This is a genomic window from Candidatus Kosakonia sp. 282A-S69 (assembly GCF_029433855.1).
Taxonomy (GTDB): Bacteria; Pseudomonadota; Gammaproteobacteria; order Enterobacterales; family Enterobacteriaceae; genus Kosakonia; species Kosakonia cowanii_A.
On sequence record NZ_JAROAU010000001.1, the window covers coordinates 468,864 to 492,486 of the forward strand.

Annotated in this window: 27 protein-coding genes; 17 read left to right on the top strand and 10 right to left on the bottom strand. The window is 57.1% G+C overall.

Going from position 1 to position 23,623, the window contains the following annotated elements:
- Positions 1-4 precede the first annotated feature (4 nt).
- From PU683_RS02090 to PU683_RS02130, 9 genes are all read left to right on the top strand, one after another.
- The gene (locus PU683_RS02090) at positions 5-445 is read left to right on the top strand and encodes an SMI1/KNR4 family protein (RefSeq protein WP_277169882.1); all 441 of its coding nucleotides are present in this window, start codon (positions 5-7) and stop codon (positions 443-445) included.
- A 70-nt stretch (positions 446-515) separates the two neighbouring features.
- The gene (locus PU683_RS02095) at positions 516-722 is read left to right on the top strand and encodes a hypothetical protein (RefSeq protein WP_277169883.1); all 207 of its coding nucleotides are present in this window, start codon (positions 516-518) and stop codon (positions 720-722) included.
- A gap of 12 nt (positions 723-734) precedes the next feature.
- Positions 735-1,280, top strand: a complete 546-nt coding sequence (locus PU683_RS02100; RefSeq protein WP_277169884.1) for a hypothetical protein — start codon at positions 735-737, stop codon at positions 1,278-1,280.
- A gap of 131 nt (positions 1,281-1,411) precedes the next feature.
- On the top strand, positions 1,412-1,741 hold the full coding sequence (locus tag PU683_RS02105) for a hypothetical protein (RefSeq protein ID WP_277169885.1): 330 nt from the start codon (positions 1,412-1,414) through the stop codon (positions 1,739-1,741).
- 83 nt (positions 1,742-1,824) lie between these two features.
- Entirely contained in the window at positions 1,825-2,211 is a 387-nt protein-coding gene (locus PU683_RS02110; RefSeq protein WP_277169886.1) for a hypothetical protein, read from the top strand.
- A 40-nt stretch (positions 2,212-2,251) separates the two neighbouring features.
- Positions 2,252-2,713: a HEAT repeat domain-containing protein gene (locus tag PU683_RS02115; RefSeq protein ID WP_277169887.1), complete on the top strand. Its 462-nt coding sequence runs from the start codon at positions 2,252-2,254 to the stop codon at positions 2,711-2,713.
- Positions 2,714-2,875: 162 nt separating this feature from the next.
- Positions 2,876-3,376 (top strand): hypothetical protein, encoded by a 501-nt coding sequence (locus PU683_RS02120; RefSeq protein WP_277169888.1) that lies wholly within the window; start codon positions 2,876-2,878, stop codon positions 3,374-3,376.
- Positions 3,373-3,726 (top strand): SMI1/KNR4 family protein, encoded by a 354-nt coding sequence (locus tag PU683_RS02125; protein ID WP_277169889.1) that lies wholly within the window; start codon positions 3,373-3,375, stop codon positions 3,724-3,726. The genes PU683_RS02120 and PU683_RS02125 overlap by 4 nt, the downstream gene beginning before the upstream one ends.
- 200 nt (positions 3,727-3,926) lie before the next feature.
- On the top strand, positions 3,927-5,819 hold the full coding sequence (locus PU683_RS02130; protein WP_431190921.1) for a methyl-accepting chemotaxis protein: 1,893 nt from the start codon (positions 3,927-3,929) through the stop codon (positions 5,817-5,819).
- A 39-nt stretch (positions 5,820-5,858) separates the two neighbouring features.
- Here the strand turns inward: PU683_RS02130 and PU683_RS02135 are convergent, their stop codons facing one another.
- From PU683_RS02135 to PU683_RS02175, 9 genes are all read right to left on the bottom strand, one after another.
- Entirely contained in the window at positions 5,859-6,851 is a 993-nt protein-coding gene (locus PU683_RS02135) for an alpha/beta fold hydrolase (protein WP_277169891.1), read from the bottom strand.
- Between the two features lie 17 nt (positions 6,852-6,868).
- On the bottom strand, positions 6,869-7,663 hold the full coding sequence (locus PU683_RS02140) for an SDR family NAD(P)-dependent oxidoreductase (RefSeq protein WP_277169892.1): 795 nt from the start codon (positions 7,661-7,663) through the stop codon (positions 6,869-6,871).
- 74 nt (positions 7,664-7,737) lie between these two features.
- Positions 7,738-8,151, bottom strand: coding sequence for a nickel-responsive transcriptional regulator NikR (gene nikR, locus PU683_RS02145; RefSeq protein ID WP_277169893.1), 414 nt, complete (start codon positions 8,149-8,151; stop codon positions 7,738-7,740).
- Complete coding sequence (gene nikE / locus PU683_RS02150) at positions 8,133-8,924, bottom strand: nickel import ATP-binding protein NikE (protein WP_277169894.1); 792 nt, start codon at positions 8,922-8,924, stop codon at positions 8,133-8,135. The genes nikR and nikE overlap by 19 nt, the downstream gene beginning before the upstream one ends.
- A complete protein-coding gene (gene nikD, locus PU683_RS02155) occupies positions 8,921-9,685 on the bottom strand; it encodes a nickel import ATP-binding protein NikD (protein ID WP_277169895.1) in 765 nt (254 codons plus the stop codon). The genes nikE and nikD overlap by 4 nt, the downstream gene beginning before the upstream one ends.
- On the bottom strand, positions 9,685-10,518 hold the full coding sequence (nikC, locus tag PU683_RS02160) for a nickel ABC transporter permease subunit NikC (RefSeq protein ID WP_277169896.1): 834 nt from the start codon (positions 10,516-10,518) through the stop codon (positions 9,685-9,687). Before nikC ends, nikD begins: the two co-directional genes overlap by 1 nt.
- Positions 10,518-11,459 (bottom strand): nickel ABC transporter permease subunit NikB, encoded by a 942-nt coding sequence (gene nikB, locus PU683_RS02165; RefSeq protein WP_277169897.1) that lies wholly within the window; start codon positions 11,457-11,459, stop codon positions 10,518-10,520. The genes nikC and nikB overlap by 1 nt, the downstream gene beginning before the upstream one ends.
- The gene (nikA, locus tag PU683_RS02170; RefSeq protein WP_277169898.1) at positions 11,456-13,027 is read right to left on the bottom strand and encodes a nickel ABC transporter substrate-binding protein; all 1,572 of its coding nucleotides are present in this window, start codon (positions 13,025-13,027) and stop codon (positions 11,456-11,458) included. Before nikA ends, nikB begins: the two co-directional genes overlap by 4 nt.
- Positions 13,028-13,285: 258 nt before the next feature.
- The gene (locus PU683_RS02175) at positions 13,286-14,146 is read right to left on the bottom strand and encodes a LysR family transcriptional regulator (RefSeq protein ID WP_277169900.1); all 861 of its coding nucleotides are present in this window, start codon (positions 14,144-14,146) and stop codon (positions 13,286-13,288) included.
- Between the two features lie 98 nt (positions 14,147-14,244).
- Between PU683_RS02175 and PU683_RS02180 the strand changes: the two genes are divergently transcribed.
- From PU683_RS02180 to arnF, 8 genes are all read left to right on the top strand, one after another.
- Entirely contained in the window at positions 14,245-14,754 is a 510-nt protein-coding gene (locus PU683_RS02180) for a phenolic acid decarboxylase (protein WP_277169901.1), read from the top strand.
- Positions 14,755-15,164: 410 nt separating this feature from the next.
- On the top strand, positions 15,165-16,301 hold the full coding sequence (gene arnB, locus PU683_RS02185; protein WP_277170474.1) for a UDP-4-amino-4-deoxy-L-arabinose aminotransferase: 1,137 nt from the start codon (positions 15,165-15,167) through the stop codon (positions 16,299-16,301).
- A 1-nt stretch (position 16,302) separates the two neighbouring features.
- The gene (gene arnC / locus PU683_RS02190; RefSeq protein ID WP_277170475.1) at positions 16,303-17,286 is read left to right on the top strand and encodes an undecaprenyl-phosphate 4-deoxy-4-formamido-L-arabinose transferase; all 984 of its coding nucleotides are present in this window, start codon (positions 16,303-16,305) and stop codon (positions 17,284-17,286) included.
- Positions 17,283-19,262: a bifunctional UDP-4-amino-4-deoxy-L-arabinose formyltransferase/UDP-glucuronic acid oxidase ArnA gene (arnA, locus tag PU683_RS02195; RefSeq protein ID WP_277169902.1), complete on the top strand. Its 1,980-nt coding sequence runs from the start codon at positions 17,283-17,285 to the stop codon at positions 19,260-19,262. Before arnC ends, arnA begins: the two co-directional genes overlap by 4 nt.
- Positions 19,263-19,264: 2 nt before the next feature.
- A complete protein-coding gene (gene arnD / locus PU683_RS02200; RefSeq protein ID WP_277169903.1) occupies positions 19,265-20,167 on the top strand; it encodes a 4-deoxy-4-formamido-L-arabinose-phosphoundecaprenol deformylase in 903 nt (300 codons plus the stop codon).
- Positions 20,164-21,804, top strand: coding sequence for a lipid IV(A) 4-amino-4-deoxy-L-arabinosyltransferase (arnT, locus tag PU683_RS02205; RefSeq protein ID WP_277170476.1), 1,641 nt, complete (start codon positions 20,164-20,166; stop codon positions 21,802-21,804). Before arnD ends, arnT begins: the two co-directional genes overlap by 4 nt.
- Positions 21,801-22,139, top strand: a complete 339-nt coding sequence (arnE, locus tag PU683_RS02210; RefSeq protein WP_277169904.1) for a 4-amino-4-deoxy-L-arabinose-phosphoundecaprenol flippase subunit ArnE — start codon at positions 21,801-21,803, stop codon at positions 22,137-22,139. Before arnT ends, arnE begins: the two co-directional genes overlap by 4 nt.
- A complete protein-coding gene (gene arnF, locus PU683_RS02215; protein WP_277169905.1) occupies positions 22,136-22,522 on the top strand; it encodes a 4-amino-4-deoxy-L-arabinose-phosphoundecaprenol flippase subunit ArnF in 387 nt (128 codons plus the stop codon). The genes arnE and arnF overlap by 4 nt, the downstream gene beginning before the upstream one ends.
- On the opposite strand, the gene PU683_RS02220 is transcribed toward arnF, so the two are convergent.
- Entirely contained in the window at positions 22,519-23,568 is a 1,050-nt protein-coding gene (locus tag PU683_RS02220; protein ID WP_277169906.1) for an AI-2E family transporter, read from the bottom strand. The two genes, arnF and PU683_RS02220, sit on opposite strands and share 4 nt — an antisense overlap.
- Positions 23,569-23,623 lie beyond the last annotated feature (55 nt).

Consider the following 23,623-nt stretch of genomic DNA (forward strand, 5'->3'; position numbering starts at 1 on the left):
TTCTATGGAACGTGTAGAGTTTGCTAATGAATTAGATCTTTTTATTGAGAAGATCCTTGAAAAAGGATTGTCAGTAGAAGGTTGTAGTAAAGACCAGATGATGAGCCTGGAAAGGCAATATGGCAGATTACCTGAGCTTTACAATATTTTTTTGGAGAAAATGGGAGTGTCTGCTGGAGATTTTAAAGAGGGTACGTGGTTCTTTTTTAGTGAATTACAAGATATTAATGACGAAACAGTAAATTTGATGAAAGAAAACAATGTTACGCCTCCCCATAATATGTTTGCATTTCTAATGCACCAAGGATATACATCATTGTTTTTTACCGATGTTGTTGATTCAGATCCTGTTATATATTGCTATACAGAAGGTGAAGATATAACTAATATTAATATGACTTTTAGTCAGTTTATGAAAGCTGAAATAAATGACTATTTGAATTAATTTAATAGCGAAGAGGTTCGCCGATTTTCTTTGAATTAACGCGGTCGTGTTTCCTTTCAATACATTATGAATGTATTTTAATTGCGCCAAGTGCGCCACCACCTTCCCGGACGGCCGGGAGCTGAAGTTCCTGCGCTACGGCACCGGGCGCCTGCTGGAAATGCAGCTCTCCCTGAGCGGCAAAACGCTGCCGGTCAGCGGCTACCAGCGTGACCGCCTGTACCGGAAGACGCACCGCACGATGGGCGCGCTGCAGCTGGGGAAACATTACGCCTGATCCTTCCTGCAGATGGTGGGTGAAACCAGCGACAGCCACCCGGACGCGGCGGTGCAGTATATCTATACCGAAAACAGCTATGAGCCGCTGGCGCGCGTCGACAGCCACGGCGAGCATACGGAAACTTTCTGGTATCACACAGCCAAGAATCGAGGAATAAATATGAAAAAAATCAACAATAGCTATATTTCGATGCTTTGGCAGGCACTTTCTGAAGATCCAAATATGGATGCTTCCCTTATTGGTTTAAACTTGTCCAATGGAAAAAGCTTATCATTAGCCTTCCGGAAGTTAATAAAGCCATCTTATGATAATTTTCCTTATTTTATAAAAGATAGATGTAAAAATAGCCTTGCATATGCGATTAATTTTTATGATGAAAAATTACTTTTGCGTCTTTATGAGTCTGCCGTCCCGCTTTTTGACCCACCTAACACTATGAGTATGAAACAGTTTTATGTAACCGTTTGGGAAGGTCTCTTTCCGGATGAAAATTTTTTAATAAATAATCCAGAGGAATACGTAGAAATTTCTTTTAATGGTTTATATACGAAATAGCATAATTTAATTATGGTTTAAATATAGCTCTGTCTTTCTCATCTCCCCAGTTATGCCCTAAAATCATCAGAGTATTTATCTTGATGTTTAGTTTACCCTCAATTTATCAATAACATCCAAGAGGAAATGAATTGAAATTGTTAAAAGAAAATGAAGAGATCACATTGTCAGGAGAGGAGGCCGTTAAAATATTAACTGATGTTGAATACATCCTTATTTCATTAAGAGATATCGCAAGGCATTATTACGATAACGTCGACGGTGAGATTACATCTGCGCATAGATCTGCCTATTGTGAAGAAACCACAAGATTTATAGATGAGAATGAGATTACCAAAAAGTTAGCAAGTATGAGAGCGGTAATTAGCGAAAAATTTAACCTTAAACCAGGTGTTGATGAAATGGATGATATTGAAAGAGAATTAGGAAATATTCGTTATTGGAAGCCATGCTTGGAATAGGTTGTTGATAAATAGGAACTTTATTGGGGTTGTTTATCGGCGCTGCTTTTTCATAAAGAGTAATATTATAATGGATTTTTATCTTGGATATTAAAAAGAGCAACCTTAAAGATGGTTTGGTTTTTAAAAATGAGGATAACCCACGCGAGTCTGTTATCGTTAATTTCTACACGTTTGTTAGCCTTGTTAAAGGCATAATGATTGCTTATGGTAAGAAATCTGCAGGCGAGGCTGAGTCTATAATTAATAACTCAGCTATGCTAACCGTACCACCCCAGAATTATCTGGGTGCTTGCTTGCTGGGACATGAGGAAGAATATTACTGGGCTATGGTTATTTCGCACGGTGATCGGTTTTTTGAAAAGGGATTTAGTTATGCTGCGCCTGATAGCTACGATGAGTGGGAAAGTAAATATATAGCAGACAACAAGCTCAAAACTCATAGTTTGCTATATAAGGATGAGGAGTGAGGAAATTGCAGGCAAATAAAAAGCGCTGATTCTAAAGTTAATGATGAAGCAAATTAATCTCTCTGATTTTCTGTGCCAGTTGGGTGATGGCTCTGGAGAGTTAGATCTTTGTAAGGAGTTAACCATTGCGCGGGAAGCTAAAGACGCGGAACTGGTTGATCTGCTTTTATATTTAAGCGCGGTAGTCAATTTTGATTACGATGATGTCGACATATTAAATCAGCTTGTGACAGATCCCTGGCATCAGAAGCATGAAGAGATCGTAGGATTGTTAGATCATTATCGGCACCCTTCCAGCGTGGACCCTCTTTATAAAGCCGCGCTGCTCAATCTTGAGTACAGGGATTACGATGAGGATTTCATACTGGCAAATAAATGCATACGGGCGCTGGAGAAAATAGGGGACCAAAAAGCTATTGAGAAAATGCAATTATTAGCCGACGCTGATAATGCGTTAATCCGTCAATATGCCAAAAAACACTTAAATAGAGTCCGGCGTTAAAGCAGAGCAACGTCACTGGATTAGCTCAACGTAAAGGCGTAAGGCGCGCTATCTGCAACAAGTCACCCTTCTTAAGATCTTACCCATGTCCCGCTGACGGGCCAAATTGACAACCCCACTTTGCCACGCTAGTTTTCCCGAAAGCCCTCGACCTGTTAAACCATGATTGATTTTAACGCCGACATTATTAGCTTCACTTCGCTTGCCAATATCCATCTTGGTCATTCCGTGGATATCTACCTTGAGGAGATGCTTACCCGTTTTACTGTCGAGACGAAAACGTATCCCCCTTCATCGCCGTTGGGCGGCGATATGCACGGCTATTTTCTTGATGACAACACGGTTTCGATCTTTACCGATGCGAACGACATTATCGTCTCTGTCGCCTGCAACCAGAACTATCGCGGTAGATACCAGAACAGGCTCTGTGCCGGTGTCACCATGGAGCGGCTTACGCTTCTCAGCAACAGCGTCCTGCTGCTTAACGGCGCTCTGATTGTTGATGATGATTACGGGCTCGCTTTCTCTCTCCCTTCGCCCTATGACGAAATTGCCGATCATCTCCAGCACATCCCTGGCGATCTGCAACTCGTTGAAATTGTCGTCAGCGACAACGCTTCGTGGGCCCCACAAGCTTCACGCAAAGGAGGTAAAAAAAGATGAATAACAGCCTGCTGCAAACCACCCTGGATGCGTTCAAAACCACCCACCATTTAACATTCCCCGAACGTTACACGCGCTTTCTCGCCGCGCAGCGCGACGCCACCGACATCGCCACCCCCGGAGGTGAGGTGATCTACCTTTTCGCCCACGACGATCTGCTGGAGCGAAACGACACCTATGCCATCCAGCAGGTGGAGCCTGAGTATCTGCTGATTGGGCAGGATGGCGACATCGGCTACTTTATCCACGGTAAATCGGGCAGTGAGACGATCTACAGGCAGGATCTGGGTGCACTTGGCGCGCTGCCAATGGAGCCTGCCGCTGAGAGTATCGACCAGTTGCTCGCCTGAACGTTTTGCCTTTGATTTTCCTCACAAAGCCAATTTCCTCGCTGCCCGCTCGCGTACCAGACAAAAATTTAATTTAAAGCCGGTATAACTTTTGCGCACATTCGTCCGATATATCCGTCATGCGCCCCGCGCCATGTCCTATCGGAGAAGTTATGTCACTCAAAAGAAACACCGGGAAAAAGCTCAAAGCCAGGACGCTGATGTTGATATCCATCTTTGTCACGATAACCGCCGGTTTTCTTGTGACCATTGGCCTGCTGATATGGCAAGCGATGGCGCAGCAGGAGGCGGTGGCGAAGAAACATCTGCAACAAATTGCCCAGACCGAAACCCTGCAGGTGAGCCAGCAGCTCGACTCTGCGCTGGTTGCGGCGCGGGATGTGGGTAACAGCGCCTGGTCACTGCGTGAAGCGGGCCTTGCGGATCGCAAAGGGCTGGATCAGCTCCTGCGCGACTATCTGCATGCGCACAGCGATTTCCTCTCAATGTCGCTGGCCTTTGAACCGAACGCTTTCGACGGTAAAGATGCCGAATTTGCCGGCAAACCGGAGCAGGACCCTGCTGGTCGCTACGCCCGTTATGTCGATCGCGACTCTGCGGGCAACCCGGCGCTGCATAACCTGCTCGATTACGAAACGCCCGGCAGCGGCAACTACTATGTGCTGCCGCGCCAACGGCAAAAAGAGGTGATCATCGAGCCCTATATCTACCCCTACAACGGCGTCGATGTGATGCTCACCTCCATCGCCGCGCCGATTATGCGCAACGGTAAATTCCAGGGCTCTGTCACGTCTGACTTCTCGCTGGAGACGCTGCAAAAACGGATTGGTGCCATCAAACCGTGGAACGGCGTCGGCTATGCCGTGCTGCTGTCGGCGGAGAATCACGTCGTCTCTAGCCCGGACAAAGCGGCCATCGGCAAGCCTTACAAAGGCAGCATAACGGGTAGCGAAGTGGTGCGTTTCGACGATCCGCAGCTTGGCGAACCGGCATTTATTACCTGGCGCACCATTGCGGTCGGCAACAGCGGCACGCCGTGGAAGCTGGCAATTATCACGCCGGTCAGCGTGGTGATGGCGGAAGCCTGGCACTTCCTGATGAACGCGATTGTGATGATGGTGCTGAGCATTATTATCGTCAGCCTGGTGGTGGCGTTGGTCTTTACCCGCAAAGTCGCGCGCCCGGTGGGCGGCGAGCCATCCGAAGCTGCTGAGATCGCCCTCTCGGTTGCGCAGGGGGATCTTAGCAGCACCATTCCCGTGCAGAGAGGTGACAACAGCAGCATCTTCTACGCGCTGCACGCCATGCAGGGGCAGCTGCACCGGATTGTCAGCACCATCACCGATGCCAGCAACTCGGTGCGTGCGGGCAGTAGCGAGATTGCCGCCGGTAACCTCGATCTCGCTTCACGTACCGAAGAGCAGGCGGCGGCGATTGTGCAAACCGCGGCGAGCATGGAGCAGATTGCCGTCACGGTGAAAAATAACGCCGATAACGCCCACAAAGCGACGCGTCTTACCGAACAGGCGACGGACATTGCCGGGCAGGGTGAAGCGCTGGTCGATGAAGTGGTGGATGTGATCAATAAAATCGATGAAAGTGCGCAGAAGATCGGCGATATCAACAGCATCATCGACGGTATCGCTTTCCAGACCAATATCCTCGCGCTGAACGCCGCCGTGGAAGCGGCGCGCGCGGGCGAGCAGGGGCGCGGTTTTGCGGTGGTTGCGGGTGAAGTGCGCAGCCTGGCGCAGCGCAGCGCCAACGCGGCGAAAGAGATCTCAACGCTGATTGATGAGTCGACCGGGCGCGTCAGCAAAGGCGTGGCGCTGGTGAATGAAACCGGCGCGATGATGAAGCAGATTATCGATGCGGTCTCTAATGTTCACCTGGTGATCAACGAAATTGTGCAGGCGCTGGATGAGCAGACCAAGGGCATCAATCAGGTCAGCGTGGCGGTAAACCAGATGGATAGCGCCACCCAGCAGAACGCCTCGCTGGTGCAGCAGATCTCCGCCGCAGCCATGTCGCTGGAGGAGCAGGCGAAATCACTGGAAGAGACGCTGGCCTTCTTCGCCGCGCGTCAGGTGTAACACAAAGGCCCGCGCTATGCGGGCCTTTCCCTTAACGCGTCACTTTGCCAGATCCTCGAGCAGTGCCCGGTGAAACGTCGCCGGGTCCTGCATCTGCGGCGCATGGCCTAAGCCATCAAACTCCACCAGCCGGGCATTGGGGATGAGCTCTGCCGCCTCTTTGCCCAATACCTTGTAGTTGCCGACCGCCTTTTTCACCTCTGGCGGCGCGTCATCGCTGCCGGGCGCGGTCGTATCACCGGTGCCGATAAATAACGTGGTAGGCACGCGTAAATCCTTGAACTCATAGAACACCGGCTGGGTGTAGATCATGTCGTAGATCAGCGCCGAGTTCCACGCCACGCGCGTCTTGCCCGGCCCGTTGTTTAACCCCGCCAGCATCTCAACCCATTTGTTGTATTCCGGCTTCCATTCACCCATGTAATAGGTCTTCTGCTCGTAAGCTTTAATGCTCTGCGCGGTGGTTTTCAGCTCGCGCTGATACCACGCGTCCACGCTGCGATAGGGCACGCCCTTCGCCTTCCAGTCCTCAAGGCCAATCGGGTTAACCATCACCAGCTTCTGCGTCTCTTTCGGGTACATCAGCGCATAACGCGTCGCCAGCATGCCGCCGGTAGAGTGGCCGATAATCACCGCTTTTTTCACTCCCAGCTTCGCCAGCAGCTGATGGGTATTCTCCGCCAGTTGCTGGAAGCTGTACTGGTAATTGGCCGGTTTAGTGGAGGTGCAAAAGCCAATCTGATCGGGGGCAATCACCCGGTAACCGGCCTCATGCAGCGCGGTGATGGTGCTCTCCCAGGTGGCGGCGCAAAAGTTTTTGCCATGCAGCAGCACCACGGTTTCGCCGTTCGGTTTATCGGCGGAAATATCCATATAGCCCATGCTTAAGGGTTGGCGCTGGGAGTGAAACTCAAAATGCATCAGCGGCCACGGGTAGGTGAACCCTTCGAGCTGCCCACCATACTCTGCGGCCTGCGCCGCGCCGGTGAACATCATCGCGAGCAGTAGCGCGCGGCGGGGAAAACGTCGCATACAACCTCCTGGCTCGTTTAAACGATATCGTCCACCACGCCGCCATCGACGCGCAGCGCCGCGCCGGAGGTCGCCGATGCCTGCGTCGAACAGACATAAACCACCATATTCGCCACCTCTTCAACGGTGGCAGCGCGCTGGATCACGGATGAGGGGCGATTCGCCATCACAAACTCTTTCGCCAGCGTCTCCAGCGACTTACCGGTTCTCTCCATCTCTTCCTGCATCATGCCGGCGAAACCGTCGGACATTGTCGGCCCCGGCAGCACGCTGTTAACCGTGACGCCGCTGCCGGCCACAAACTTCGCCAGCCCGCGCGCCAGCGACAGCTGCGCCGTTTTGGTCACGCCGTAGTGGATCATATCTGCCGGAATATTCAGGGCAGACTCGGAGGAGATAAACACCACGCGGCCCCAGCCCTTATCGACCATCGCGGGCAGCAGCGCGCGCGCCAGCCGCACGCCGGACATAACGTTGGTCTGCCAGTAGTTCTCCCAGGTGTCATCATCGGTGGCGTAGAAATCCTGCGGGCCATAAATACCGGCATTATTAACCAGGATATCGACGCCTGAGGCGGCCTCAAGCAGCGAAGAGACGCCCGCAGCCGAGCCAAGATCGGCTGCGGCGGTGCGCACGCGAGCGCCGCTCACTTGCTGCGTTAATTGCTCTTTTGCCTTGCTGACCGACTCGTCGCTGCGCCCGTTGAGGATCACCTCCGCGCCGCTCTGCGCCAGCCCGGTGGCAATCGCGAAACCAATCCCGCCCGTCGAGGCGGTGACCAGCGCCACTTTTCCGCTCAGATCAATCTTCATTATTCGCTCCTTATCGCGTGGATTTGGCAAATAAATAAGCCTGGCACATGTGGCGCGGTGCGGGCGAAAAAGCATCAGCTGTGGGTGTGTGGTTCCTGCGCCAGGCACTGTAAATGGCCGTGGCGCACGCCGCGCTGGGCGATCACCTCATCGGCGAAACGCTCAATCTCGCTACGTTTGCCTTTCAGTACGGCGATCTCAAGACAGTCGTCATGGCTGATGTGTACGTGCAGCGTGGCCACCGAGAGGTCGTGATGGTGGTGTTGAGTGGCGACCAGCCGGCTTGCCAGCTCGCGCTTCTCATGTTCATAGACGTAGGTCAGCACACCGTAGCCCGGTCTATCCTGATGAGCCGGAGCCTCCTGCGCCAGCGCGTTGCGCAGCAGATCGCGTACGGCTTCCGAGCGGTTGTGGTAGCCGCGCCGCTGGCTTAGCGCGTCCAGGGCGGTGAGCAGTTCGTCATCAAGCGTTAGGGTAACGCGTTGCATAGCGTGTTCCTCGGGCGAAGTGAAGGGAGGGCGGGTAACACCGCCTGTTGGAGTGCCTGGCCCGCAGGGGAGCTAAAGCGCAGCGGCGCACTGACGGTGAGGTTTTCGACTATCTGCCCGGCGTCCATTACCAGCACCCGCTGGCAGAAGCGCTCCACCAGGCGCAGATCGTGGGTGATAAACAGGCACGCCGCGCCGGAGCGCTGTTGCAGCCGTTGCAGCAGCGCAATGATGCCGCTTTGCATCACGCGGTCGAGGCTGGAGACCGCTTCATCCAGAATCAGTAACCGTGGAGAAACGGCCAGCGCCCGCGCGAGGCAGACGCGTTGCAGCTGGCCGCCGCTCAGCTGGGTGGGGCGTTTCTCCAGCAGATCCCTCTCCAGTTCGACATCTGCCAGCAGCTGGCCGATGCGCTGTAGCTGCTGCGCTTTGTTGAGACTGGCCAGGTGGCGCAGCGGTTCGCGCACGATGTCGCGCACCGTCATGCGCGGGTTAACCGCGCTGACCGGGTCCTGAAACACCATCTGCACATCGCGGCGAAAATCGCGACGTGCGCAGGCGTTAAGCCTCGAAAGCGGCATTCCTCGCCAGCAGATCTCTCCTTGCTCTGGCGCTTCCAGCCCGACCAGCAGGCGCGCCAGCGTGCTCTTGCCGCAGCCGCTGCGCCCGAGCAGGGCGACGATTTCACCCTGCTTCAGGGTCAGGGAGACATCGTTCAGCACCTGTTGATGACGGTAAGCGTGTGAGAGTTGGTTAACGGTGAGAATGCTCATTGCGCAAGCTCCATGCCGTAGAGCGCCAGGTGCGCGCTGACTAACTGGCGGGTCAGCGGGTGCTGCGGCGTATGGAAAATAGCCTCGACCGCACCGCGCTCGATGATGCGCCCGTTATCCATCACCGCCACCTCATCGGCGAGACGGGCCACCACGCCCATATCATGCGTCACCAGCAGCATTCCCGGCTGGCGTTGCTGCATCAGGGAGTCGAGCAGGTCGAGGATCCTGGCCTGAGCAATGGTGTCGAGATCGGTGGTGGGCTCATCGGCGATGAGAAAGGGGGCGTCGGCCAGCAGCGCCAGCGCAATCATCACCCGTTGCAGCATGCCGCCGCTCATCTCAAAAGCGTGAAGAGGAAGAACGCGGCGCGCATCGCGCAGGCCGACCGCCTCCAGCGCAGCGATAGCGTGCGCTTCACGGAACGGTTTGCCCAGCGCCAGGCAGCTCTCCCGCGCGTGGTCAGCCATGGTGCGCAGCGGGTTGAAAGCACTGCGAGGGTTCTGCATCACCGTTGCCACCGTCACGCCGCGCAGCGCCTGGGGGGAAACCGGTTGGCCGTCAATCAGCAGCGTGCCCGCCGTCTGCCGAACGCCTGCGGGCAGTACGCCAAGCGCTGCCGCGCAGGTGAGGGATTTACCGCTGCCGCTGGCGCCGACCAGCGCCAGCACCTGCCCGCGCCGTAGGGTAAGAGAGAGATCGTCAACCAGCGGTCGCGTGGCCGAAAGCGTGAGATGTTGCAGGCTCAATTGCATAGCCATTAGTGGGCGTGCTCCGTGACCAGATGCGGATCGAGATGGTCGCGCAGCGCGTCGCCCACCAGGTTAAAGGCCATGACGCTCAGAAACAGCGCCAGCCCCGGCCACAGCATCTGCAGCGGCTGCGTCCAGATAAACTGCCGCGCGTCATTGATCATCACTCCCCACTCCGGGGTCGGCGCGCTGACCCCGAGACCGAGAAAGGACATCCCGGCGACATGCAGCATCATATGGCCGATATCCAGCGTCGCCAGCACCAGCAGCGAGGGCACAATCGCGCCCGCCAGGTGGTCACGAAACAGCGACAGATAACCCGCTCCGCCCAGGCGCGCTGCCAGCACATACTCGCGGCTGCGCAGCGACAGCACCAGGCTGCGCACCATCCGCGCATACCAGGCCCAGTGAGAGAGGGCGATGGCGATAATCACATTGGTCAGGCCGGTGCCGAGCACGCCGACCATAAAAAACGACAGGACCGAGGTAGGAAAGGTCATAAAGAGATCGGCGATACGCATAATCAACTGATCCACGCGCCCGCCAAGCAGCCCGGCGCAGCCGCCGGCGCTAAGCCCCAGCATCAGCACCAGTAGCAGGCAGCAGAGCACCGACCCGAGCGACACGCGGGTAGCAGCCAGCAGCCGGGAGAAGATGTCGCGCCCGAGGTGATCCGTGCCGAGCCAGTGCTGGCTATCGGGCGGAAGTAGCCGCGCAGGCAGATCGATAGCCTGCGGATCGAAGGGCAGCCACCACTGGCAGCTCAGGGCGATGATAAACAGCAACGCCAGTATCAGCAGGGCGAGGCGCACCGGCCAGCGCGCGGTATGGATAAAGTGCATCAGCGCGCTCCTTCATGATGGCGTACGCGCGGATCGAGCGCGGCGCTCAGCAGATCCACCCCGAGGTTACAGAGGGCAAAAACGATCACCATCACCAGCGTAAAGCACTGGATCACCGGATAGTCGCGGTTGAAGATCGCCGACACGGCGTAGCGGCCAATACCGGGCCAGGCGAAGATGCTCTCAATAATCATCGTGCCGCCAATCAGCTCGCCAATGTGCATCCCCAGCGCGGTGATCACCGGCAGGGAAGCGTTGCGCAAAATATGCCGCCGCTCGGTCTGCTGCTCGCTTAGCCCGCGCAGCCGCGCCCAGGTGACGTGTCTCTGCCCGGCGGCCTCCAGCAGGCTGGCGCGCAGCAGACGGGCGTTAATGGCAAGCGACATCAGCGCGATGGAGACGGCGGGCAAAATCAGGTGCTGCCAGCCGCCGTACCCGAGCGCGGGCAGCCAGTGCAGCTGCACAGAAAAGAACATAACCAGCAGAAAAGCGAGCCAGAAGTTGGGCATTGAGACGCCAAGAAACGCCACCGCACGGACAACAACATCGGGCCACTTATCGCGATGTCGCGCTGCCCAGATGCCGAGCGGCAGCGATGTCAGCAGGATCAGCACCAGCGCTGCGCCCGCCAGCTGCAAGGTGGCGGGCAGAAAGCGCAGCACATCCTCCAGCACCGGGCGCTGGGTGGCATAGGAGAGGCCAAAATCGAGATGCAGCGCGCGCCATAACCAGTGGGCGTACTGATCGACTAACGGCTGATCCAGACCCAGCGCCACGCGCGTGGCGGCAATCATCTCCGGCGTCGGCGGCAGGTTCGACAAGCGCAGATAGTCCAGCGCCGGGTCACCCGTGCCGAGGCGCAGCAGCAGGAAAATCACCACCGAGGCGGCAAGGATCATCGGGATCAGCAGCAGCAGGCGTTTTATCACATAGCGGCTCATTGCGCGCTGCCCGGGGTGATCTGATCAAACGGGATCTCAGCGGCAACGGGTGCAAACGGGATCGCCCCCAGTTCCGGCTTCGCCACGACCATCGTCGACACATAACTGAGGGGCAAATAGACCGCCTCGGTATGCAGACGGGTAAGAATATCGCGGTAGAGCGCCTGCCGCGTAGCCTCATCGCGGGCGGTAAGCACCTCGCCAATCTCTTTATCAATCAGCGCCTTGTCTGGCAGACCACGCTGTGCCTGGTAATCGGCGTGCGAGGGCACACGCATGGAGCTGATAAAAGCATGGGGATCGTAGGGGGCGCCCCAGCTGCGGTTGAAGATCATGCCGAAGCGTCCGTCGCGCTGGCGGGCGTAGATGCTGCTCTCCTCTTCACCGACCAGCGCAATATCAACGCCGACCTGGCGCAGGTTGGCCTGAATAATCTCTGCCATCGATTTGCTCAGTGCGTCGGTGCCGGTAAAGGCCAGCGCGATATGCAGCGGCTGGCCCGCTTTCTCGCGAATCGTTTTTCCGGCGGGCAGCAGCCAGCCCGCTTTTTCCAGCAGTGCGTTGGCGCGGGCGGGATCGTACTGGCGTGCTTGAAGGCCAATATTGGCGTAGGGCACGCTCGGGGCGAAAAGTGTGTCGGCGACCTGCTGCGTACCGTACAGCGCGCCGTCGATAAGGGCTTTTTTATCCACCGCGTAGTTCAGTGCTTCGCGCACCGCCAGCTCATTGGTGGGTGCACGTGCGGAGTTGAGCGCCAGCATCACCGTTTCCACCGGCGCGGAGAGCTGGGTGCGCCACTGCGGGTTCTGGCGATAGCGGGCGAAGGTATCAAGCGTCAGCAGCCCTTCATTGCCGTAGAGCAGGTCAATCTCGCCGGTTTCAAACGCCACGGCGCGGCTGGTGGCATCGGGGATCACCTTAATCACCACTTTCGCCAGCGCCGGTTTTGCGCCCCAGTAGCGTTCATTGCGCACCATCACGTCATATTGATTTAAACGTGACGCCTGCAAGACCCACGGCCCAGTGCCGATGGGGGCGGCAATGCCGTTCAGGGTTTCGTGATTTTTAAACTGCGACGGGGCGATGAAACGAAACGGGCGCGGCAGGGCGAGCTCTTGCAGGAAAGGGTAGTAGGCGCTTTTAAGCGTGATTTGTAGCTGATTGGGGCTTAAGGCTTTCACCTCGCTTATCTGGTTCACCAACTCCAGCCAGGCGTGGCGCGAGCGGTTATCCAGCACCGCGCGGAAGTTCTCCACTGCCGCTTCGGCGTTAAAGGGTTCACCGTTGGAGAAGGTCACGCCGTTGCGCAGGGTGAAAACCCAGGTTTTGCCATCCGGGGAGTGGTGCCAGCCTGTCGCCAGCCACGGGCGCACGGTGCCGTCAGCCTGGTATTTCACCAGCGGTTCGTAAACCATGCTTTGCGCGAACATCTGGTTCGGGGTGTAGAGGTGAGGGTTGAGCGGGCCGACATTCACCGGCCAGGCGGTGGTGAGGGTCTCCGTTGCCGCGAAAGGGGCAAACGATGCGCAGAGCAGCAGCAGAGCGCCAGCATAACGGTAGAAAAACACGTAAGCGTCCTGACGAAACGTCATTGGCGGGAAAGTATGACGATTTTAGTTATTCATCATACGAATGAGATGTTCTGGATCAAACGGCGGGCAGTTGGGCGGGATTAATTTCGGCAGGTTCGGGAGCACATTGCCGGATGGCGGCTGCGCCTTATCCGGCCTACGGGGACGGGGGCTGTTGGTGGGAAGGGATTGCCGGATGGATGCGCGTGCGGAATACGTAGGCCCGGTAAGCGCAGCGCCACCGGGCGTTTTCGCTTACTGCGCTTTAAACAGCTGCAGCAGCATCTCTACCTGCTCATCAAGCGGGGCGAGATCTTTTTTAACGATAAGATGCAGCGGCGTGGCGCGACGCGCGCCGTGGTTAAGCGGCAGCGCTTTCAACTGACCACGTGCCAATAGCGGCGCAATACGCTCTTGTGGCAGCCAGCCGTAACCGACCTGATACTGCACCGCCTCGACGGCGGCATCAATGGTGGAAAAGGTCCACGCCTCCTGCGCAACCGGCGTCTGTCGGGCATCACTTTCGGTGATGCGGATCTGCGGCCAGGCGGCGAGCATCGCTTCGCTCACCTGCTGCGCTGCGCTGAGAGGGTGATCGCGATGCGCCACGCAAACAAAATCGATATTCATCAACCACTCGCCGCGCCCGGTCATGTCCTGGCGGCGGGTCAACACCATCACATCGGCCTGCGCGTAGCTCGGCGCATCGTCCGGGGCGCTCTCCAGCACTTCAGTCAGACGCACCTGTGTTTGCGGGTAACACTGCTGAAACTGGCGCAGGATGGCGAACAGTCGTGCGCGCGGAAAGATGCTGTCGACCACCAGATCCAGCCGGGTGCGCATGCCGTTACGCAGCGTGGCGGCGCGGGTCTCCACCCACTCAAAGGCTTTCAGCAGCGGCTTCACCTGGCTGAGCAGCAGCTCGCCCGCCGGAGTCAGCACCGCCCGTCGCCCCTCCGGCACCAGCAGCGCGACGCCAAGCCGCTCCTGCAGGAGCGCGAGGTTATAGCTGACCGAAGACTGGCTGCGGTGCGTCTCCTCCGCCGCTCTGGCAAAGCTGCCCAGTTCGACCACTTTTTGCAGCAGCGACCATTGTTCCAGCGTGCTCTTGTGCATAAATCATCTAATTTTTGAATGAATTTAATGCAAATATAGCGTTATTCATTGGTTTTTTGCAGAGGTACGATCTTCTCAACAACAAGAGGAGATGAGATATGAGCAGCTTTGATAAACATGATTTAAGTGGCTTTGTCGGTAAACATCTGGTCTACACCTACGATAACGGCTGGAACTACGAGCTGTATGTGAAAAACGCCACCACCATCGATTACCGCATTCACAGCGGGATAGTCGCCAACCGTTGGGTGAAAGATCAGCGGGTCTATATTGTTCGCATAGGCCAAAACATCTATAAAATCTCCTGGACCGAGCCGACCGGTACAGACGTCAGCCTGATTGCTAACCTCGGCGATCGCCTGTTCCATGGCACCATCTTCTTCCCGCGCTGGGTCATCAACAACCCGGAGAAAACGGTCTGCTTCCAGAACGATCATATTCCGCTCATGGAGTCCCTGCGCGAGGCAGGCCCGGCTTACCCGACGGAGGTGATTGATGAGTTTGCCACCATCACCTTTGTACGCGACTGCGGCGAGAATAATGAGCAGGTGATTGCCTGCCCGGCCAGTGAACTGCCGGCTAATTTCCCGCGCAACTTATCAGAATAGTTTCACATATATGCCGTGATTAATGTTGTGGCTAATGAAATAATTGTTTGCAGAAAAATAAGACTATTTGTAGTTTGTTGTCATTCCGTTTAAATAATTAAGATAACGCTCATTCATTGACTGGATGGGCGTTTTTTATTGCACTTTTTTGACAGCTGTCGCCATATAATAAACCTGATGAGTTATTTAAGTGATTATTTTTTAAGGTGTTTATGTTTTTATCTGTAAATTAATTTCTTAATCTTGTCCTAATCTTTTATTGCTACTCTCTCCATTGTCACTTTTTCGGTAAAAAGCACTGAAATCGTGTGTTCATTCTATTTTCATTTAGGTTTTGTGCGCCATTTTATTCCCATTACATGTTTCACTGTGGCAGGTTTCTAATATGCCGTTGATGCCAGGAAAAAATGATGAGTGAATTTTTACCCTTTTCACGCCCATCGATGGGGGAGGATGAACTCGCCGCCATTCAGCAGGTGCTTGCGTCGGGCTGGATCACCACCGGGCCAAAAAATCAGGCGCTTGAAGCGGCGTTTTGCACGCTGACCGGCAACCAGCACGCCATTGCCGTAAGCTCCGCAACGGCGGGGATGCATGTCACGTTAATGGCGCTGGGTATCGGCGCGGGCGATGAAGTCATTACTCCCTCAATGACCTGGGTCTCCACTCTCAACATGATCGTGCTGCTGGGCGCGACGCCGGTGATGATCGATGTCGATCGCGATACGCTGATGGTAACGCCCGAGGCGATCGAAGCGGCGATCACGCCGCGCACCAAAGCGATTGTGCCGGTGCACTATGCTGGCGCGCCGGTGGATATCGATGCCATTCACGCCCTCGGTGAAAAGTACGGCATTCCGGTGATTGAGGATGCCGCGCACGCCGCGGGCACTTACTACAAAGGCCACCACGTTGGCGCGCGCGGCTGCGCGATCTTCTCCTTTCACGCCATCAAAAATATGACCTGCGCCGAAGGCGGGCTGGTGGTGACCGATGACGAGGCGCTGGCAAACCGCATTCGCAGCCTGAAGTTCCATGGCCTCGGCGTGGATGCCTACGACCGCCAGACCCACGGTCGCGCGCCGCAGGCGGAGGTGATCTCGCCGGGCTTTAAATACAACCTGGCGGATATCAACGCCGCCATTGCGCTGGTGCAGCTCGACAAACTGCCAGCCGCCAACGCCCGCCGTCAGGAGATTGCCCAACGTTATCTGACTGAACTGGCCCAGACGCCGTTTCAGCCGCTGGCGCTGCCGTCGTGGCCACATCAGCACGCCTGGCATCTGTTTATTATTCGCGTCGACGAGCAGCGCTGCGGCCTCACCCGCGATGCCTTGATGGAGCGGCTAAAAGCGCAGGGTATCGGCACCGGCCTCCATTTCCGCGCGGCGCATACCCAGAAGTACTACCGCGAAAACTTCCCGACTGACCTTCCCCACACGGAGTGGAACAGCGCGCGTATCTGTTCCCTGCCGCTCTTTCCGGATATGACCCATGACGACACAACCCGCGTTATTGACGCGCTTAAACAGAGTGCAGGCTGCTGAGATGTTCACCCTCCCGCTTATCGAAAAAGTCTCGGTGGTGATCCCGGTTTATAACGAACAGGAGAGCCTGCCGGAGCTGATCCGCCGCACCACCACCAGCTGTGCGCAAATCGGTATCGATTACGAAATCCTGCTGGTGGATGACGGCAGCAGCGATGACTCCGCGCGGATGCTGACCGAGGCGGCAGAGCAGCCCGACAGCCATATCGTCGCGGTGCTGCTCAACCGCAACTACGGCCAGCACTCGGCGATCATGGCCGGTTTCAGCCATGTCACCGGCGATCTGGTCATTACGCTGGACGCGGATCTGCAAAACCCACCGGAGGAGATCCCGCGCCTGGTGGCAAAAGCGAACGAAGGGTATGACGTGGTGGGCACCGTGCGGCAAAAACGCCAGGACAGCCTGTTTCGCAAGCTGGCCTCGCGCGGCGTTAACCACCTGATCCAGCGCGCCACCGGTAAGGCGATGGGCGACTACGGCTGCATGCTGCGCGCCTATCGCCGCCATATTGTTGACGCCATGCTGCGCTGCCATGAGCGCAGCACGTTCATCCCGATCCTCGCTAACACCTTTGCCCGCCGGGCGGTTGAAATCCCGGTGAAGCACGCCGAGCGTGAATTTGGCGACTCGAAATACAGTTTTATGCGCCTGATTAACCTGATGTACGACCTGGTCACCTGCCTGACCACCACGCCCCTGCGCCTGCTCAGCGTTTTTGGCAGCATCATCGCGCTATTTGGCTTTTCGCTGTCGCTGCTGCTGGTGATCCTGCGGCTGGCGTTTGGCGCACAGTGGGCGGGGGAAGGGGTGTTTACCCTCTTCGCCATTCTCTTCACCTTTATCGGCGCACAGTTTATCGGCATGGGCCTGCTTGGGGAGTATATCGGGCGCATCTATAACGATGTGCGCGCCCGTCCCCGCTACTTTATTCAACGCGTTGTCCGCCAGGATCATGACGTTTTGCAAGAGGAAAAGAATCAATGAAAGCCGTTGTTTTTGCTTATCACGATATGGGCTGCGTCGGTGTGCTGGCGTTACTGGATGCCGGGTTTGATATCGCCGCGATTTTCACCCATGCCGACAACGCACAGGAAAATGCCTTTTTCGGTTCGGTGGCGCGCCTCGCCGCCGAGCGCGGTATTCCGGTCTATGCCCCGGATGAGGTGAATCATCCGCTGTGGGTTGACCGCATTGCCGCGCTGAAGCCGGACGTTATCTTCTCGTTCTACTACCGTAACCTGCTCGGCGAGGCAATTTTGAACAGCGCGCGCCTCGGCGCATTTAACCTGCACGGTTCACTGCTGCCTGCCTATCGTGGACGCGCGCCGCTGAACTGGGTGCTGGTGAATGGCGAAACGCAAACCGGCGTCACGCTGCACCGCATGATCTCCCGCGCGGATGCCGGGGCGATTATCGCTCAGCACGCGGTCGAGATTGCCGACGCCGATGACGCGCTGTCACTACACCGTAAACTGACCGAGAGCGCAAAACATCTGCTGGAAGGGGTATTACCAACGCTGAAAAGGGGAACCTTCAGCGAAACCGCGCAGGATGAGAGCAAGGCGAGCTACGTGGGCCGCCGCACGCCGGAAGATGGGCGGCTGGAGTGGGAAAAACCAGCGCAAACTCTGCACAACCTGGTGCGCGCGGTGAGCGATCCGTGGCCAGGGGCGTTCAGCTTTGTCGGCACGCACAAATTTATCGTCTGGAAATCCCGCGTACGCAGCGACGTGGCGCCCGCACGGGCGGGAACCGTTATCTCCGTCGCGCCGCTGATTATCGCCTGCGGCGAGGGTGCGCTGGAGGTAATAACCGGCCAGAGTGACAAGGGCGTCTATATGCAGGGCGCGCAGCTGGCGCAGTCGCTGGGTCTGGTAGCCGGCGCGCTGTTGAGCAGCAAACCGGTAGTGGCGGTAAAACGCCGCACTCGCGTACTGATACTCGGCGTAAACGGCTTTATCGGCAACCACCTGACAGAGCGCCTGCTGCGCGACGATAACTATGAGATTTACGGCCTCGATATCGGTTCCGACGCCATTGGCCGTTTTCTCGACTGCCCGCGTTTTCACTTTGTCGAAGGCGATATCAGCATCCATTCTGAATGGATTGAGTATCACATTAAAAAATGCGATGTGGTGCTGCCGCTGGTGGCGATCGCTACGCCGATTGAGTACACCCGTAACCCGCTGCGCGTCTTCGAGCTCGATTTTGAAGAGAACCTGAAGATCATCCGCGACTGCGTGAAGTACAACAAACGCATCATCTTCCCGTCGACGTCGGAAGTGTATGGCATGTGCACCGACAAAGTGTTTGATGAGGATAACTCGAACCTGGTGGTCGGGCCGGTAAGCAAGCAGCGTTGGATCTACTCGGTGTCGAAGCAGCTTCTCGACCGCGTGATTTGGGCATATGGCGAAAAAGAGGGGCTGCGGTTTACGCTCTTCCGTCCGTTTAACTGGATGGGCCCGCGTCTGGATAACCTCAACGCCGCGCGCATCGGCAGCTCCCGCGCCATTACTCAACTGATCCTTAACCTGGTGGAAGGTTCACCGATCAAGCTGGTCGAAGGCGGAAAACAGAAGCGCTGCTTTACCGATATCAGTGATGGCATCGAAGCGCTGTTCCGCATTATCGAAAACCGCGACGGGCGCTGCGACGGAGAGATTATCAATATCGGCAACCCGGAGAACGAAGCCAGTATCAAGGAGCTTGCCGAGATGCTGCTGGAGAGCTTTGAGCAGCATCCGCTGCGCCATCGCTTCCCACCGTTTGCCGGTTTCCGCGACGTCGAGAGCAGCAGCTATTACGGCAAAGGCTACCAGGATGTCGAACACCGCAAACCGAGCATTCGCAACGCCAAACGCTGCCTGCAGTGGGAGCCGACGGTGGCGATGCGCCAGACGGTTGATGAGACGCTCGACTTCTTCCTGCGTACGGTCGAACTGACGGATGAGCAATAAGCATGAAAAAAATCGGCTTACGTATTGATGTCGATACCTTCCGCGGCACGCAGCAAGGCATGCCGCGCCTGCTGGAGCTGCTGGAGAAACATCAGATCCAGGCGAGCGTCTTTTTTAGCGTCGGCCCGGACAATATGGGGCGGCATATCTGGCGTCTGCTAAAGCCGAAATTTTTCTGGAAGATGCTGCGCTCGCGCGCGGCATCGCTGTATGGCTGGGATATTCTGCTCGCGGGCACCGCGTGGCCTGGGCGCATCATTGGCGATGCCAATGCAGCGATCATTCGCCAGACTGCGCGAACCCATGAAGTCGGGCTGCACGCCTGGGATCACCACGCCTGGCAAAGCTGGAGCGGCGTCTGGGATCAGGCGCGGCTGGAGAGGGAGATCGCCCGCGGTCTCTCAGCGCTGGAGCGGATTATCGGCCAGCCGGTTACCTGCTCGGCGGCGGCGGGCTGGCGGGCGGATCAACGTGTTGTTAAGGCGAAAGCGATTTTCCCGTTCCGCTATAACAGCGACTGTCGCGGTAGCCAGCCTTTTCGCCCGCAGTTGACGGAGAATACCTACGCTGCGCCACAAATCCCCGTTTCGCTACCCACCTGGGACGAGGTGGTTGGCTCCGCGGTGAGCGCCGGGGGCTTCAACCGCTTTATCCTCGATCGCATGCATCGCGCCCACGGCACGCCGGTCTACACCATCCATGCCGAGGTGGAGGGGATTATGGGTGCCGACGCCTTTGATCAACTGCTGACACTGGCGGCGCGCGAGGAGATTACCTTTTGCCCGCTGGGGCAGCTGCTACCGGACGATGTCACGACACTGCCGCCCGGCAAAGTGGTACGCGGCGAAGTGGTTGGCCGTGAAGGGTGGCTGGGATGCCAAAAACTGTTGAGTGCACAACGATGAAACCTGCTCACTATGGTTTAGCGCTGCTGGCGCTGTTTGCCCTTTATTACCTTGCTCCGCTGGAGTACCGCCTGCTGTGGCAACCGGATGAGACCCGCTATGCGGAGATCAGTCGCGAGATGTTGCAGAGCGGTGACTGGATGGTGCCCCATTTTCTGGGGCTGCGCTATTTTGAGAAGCCGATCGCCGGGTACTGGATCAACACCCTCGCGCAGTGGGTATTTGGTCACAATAACTTCGCGGTACGCTTTGGCGCAGTCTTCTCCACCACCATTTCTGCCCTGCTGGTTGGCGCGCTGGCGTGGAAGATGTGGCGTGACAAGGCGACGGCGCTGCTCTCCGGCGTGATCTATCTGACCGTGCTGTTGGTGTACGGTGTCGGTACTTATGCGGTGCTGGATCCGATGATCGCCTTATGGATGACGCTGGCGATGTTCAGCTTCTGGCTGGCGGCGCAGGCTACCCGCCGACGCGGGAAAGCGGGCGGCTATCTGCTGCTCGGCATCGCCTGCGGCATGGGGGTGATGACCAAAGGGTTCCTCGCGCTGGCACTGCCGGTCATCGGTGTGCTGCCGTGGGTGATTGTGCAGCGGCGCTGGAAAGAGGTGCTGATCTGGGGCTGGCTTGCGGTGCTGGCCTGCGTGCTGACGGTGCTACCGTGGGGGCTGACCATTGCCGCGCGCGAGCCTGATTTCTGGCGCTACTTCTTCTGGGTGGAGCATATTCAGCGCTTTGCCCAGGAGGACGCGCAGCATAAAGCGCCGTTCTGGTACTACATTCCCTGTTTACTTGCCGGTTCGCTGCCGTGGCTTGGGCTGCTGCCCGGGGCGCTGAAAACCGGCTGGCGTGCGCGCAGTGACGCCTTCTACCTGCTCGGCTGGGTGGTGATGCCGCTGATCTTCTTCAGCATCGCTCAGGGAAAACTGCTGACCTATATTCTGCCCTGCTTTGCGCCGCTGGCGATATTGATGGCGCGTTATGCCCGCACGGTCGCGAGCGTCAAGGTGCTGCGTATCAATGCCGGGATCAATATCGCTTTCGGGGCTATTGGCGTGATCGCCGCGCTGGTGGTGTCGCCGTGGGGCGTGTTGAAGCACCCCGTCTGGCTGCCTATTGAAGATTACAAAGCCGCGCTCGCCGCCTTCATCTTCATGATGTGGGCGCTGGTCGGGCTGTTTACCCTCCGCTCCAGTGCTGAACGGTGGCCCTTCGCCGCGCTTTCGCCGCTGGCGCTGGCGCTGCTGGTGGGGTTTGCCATTCCCGATAAGGTGATGGACTCCAAACAGCCGCAGTTTCTGATCGCCTGTATTGATGATGCGCTGGCAGAGAGCCGCTATGTGTTGTCAGATAATCCTGGCGTCGCCTCCGGGCTCGCCTGGGAGCTGAAGCGCAGCGATATTCTGCTGTTCGGTTCGCGCGGCGAGCTGGCCTACGGCCTGGGTTATCCCGACGGCAAGGGGCGTTTTGTCGCTGAGCGTGATTTCACCGACTGGCTGGCCGTGCATCGCGAGCAGGGGATCGTCTCTCTGGTGCTGCACCAGTCGCAGGCCGATGAGTTTATGCACCTGCCCATTCCGAAGCCGGATAACGTCTATCAGCAGGGACGAATGGTGTTACTACAGTACTTTCCGCAATGAGTAGCTGGATCTGGCTCGGTGCCGCCAGTCTGTTGAGCTGCCTTGGGCAGCTGTGCCAGAAGCAGGCGACGCGCCCGGCGAGCGCTCTATCGCGCAGCCGGCATGTTGGCTTGTGGCTGGCGCTGGCGCTGCTGGCACTGGGCGCGGGAATGGTGCTGTGGCTGCTGGTGCTACAGCGCATTCCGGTCGGCGTCGCCTACCCAATGCTGAGCCTCAATTTTGTCTGGGTGACGCTGGCAGCGAGAGCGATCTGGCATGAGCGCATCACCCTGCGTCATGCCTGCGGTCTGGTGTTGATTATCGCCGGCGTGGCGCTGCTCGGGAGTTCATTATGAGGGGGCTGCACTGGGCGCTTTTCAGCGTGCTGCTGGTGAGTGGGGCGCAACTGCTACTGCGCGATGGCATGCTGTCGCTGCCGCCGCTCAGCGATCTGCGCGCCTTTTTGCTGGCGCTGCTGCACGGTCAGACCGGCACGCTGGCGCTGCTGTTGGGATTGATGGGCTATGTGGCGTCGATGGGGTGTTGGTATCTGGCCCTGCAGCGGATGGCGCTGAGCAAAGCGTATGCTCTGCTCAGCCTGAGTTACATTCTGGTGTGGGGAGCCGCCATCTGGCTGCCTGGCTGGCATGAACCCTTCACTCTGCGCGGTGCGTTTGGCGTTGGGCTGATTGTGGCGGGCGTGCTGGTTATCTTCCTGCCCGCCCGCCACAGAGATTAACCTGGCAGACGCGATTTCGGTCGGCCTGGGCCAAGCATAATCGCCAGTTTGCTGCCGCCGGTGGTGGTCTCCATCCAGATTTTGCATACGCTGGTGAGCGGCACCGAGAGCAGCATCCCTACCGGGCCGAGCAGCCATCCCCAGATTAATAATGAGAGGAAGACCACCAGCGTCGACATGCCAAGGCGGTGACCCATCATGCGCGGCTCGAGGATATTGCCAATCAGCATGTGCACCACCAGGAAGAGGGCACCGACTAACAAACATTCGTAAGTACCGTTGAACAACAGAGCCTGGATCATCGGCGGAATGGCGGAGATCACCGACCCGATATTCGGCACGTAGTTCAGCAAGAAGGCGAGCACGCCCCACATCAGCGCAAACTGCACATCCAGCGCCACCAGCCCGACCCAGACAATCAGCCCGGTCCAGACGCTGAGCAGCGTTTTCAGCGCCAGATAGTGCGAGACCCCTTTCAGCGCACGGTGCAGCCCGGCAATGTGAATCTGCGGATTATTCAGGGCAAAGCGCATTTTGTAGGGCACGTGGCGCACTTCAAACAGCATAAAGACCACCGTCATCACCAGCAGCACGACGCTTGCCATCGCATTCGATAACTGGGTCGCCATGGCGGTGGCGAAAGACATCATGCGGTCCGAGTCCATGCGCTGCAGCATACGCTCCGGCGAGAGATGCAGATGCAGGAATGGCAGCGCGTCCTGAAGCTGCAAGAATTTGCGTGTCAGTTCGCGGTTGTACCTCGGCAGCAGGGTCATAAAGTCATTCATCGACGCGGCAAGCACGGCAAATAACGCGGTGAGGAAGATCAGCATCACCACCACTACGATGGCAATGGCGGCGGGTCGCTTGATGCCGCGTCGTAAAAACCAGGTGACCAGCGGGTTGAGAACGATGGCGAAGAAGAGCGCCAGCAGAAGTTGCACAATAATATCGGCTGCGGCGTGGATACCGGCGAGGATAATCACCAGTGACGCCAGTTTGAGGAGAATATGGAGGCCCGCCCGGTCTGGCTGAGGTTGCATCATGAGTTATTCCTTTTTTTTCTTATTGCCAGTAAGTGTAGTGCGCCGCGCCACCTTC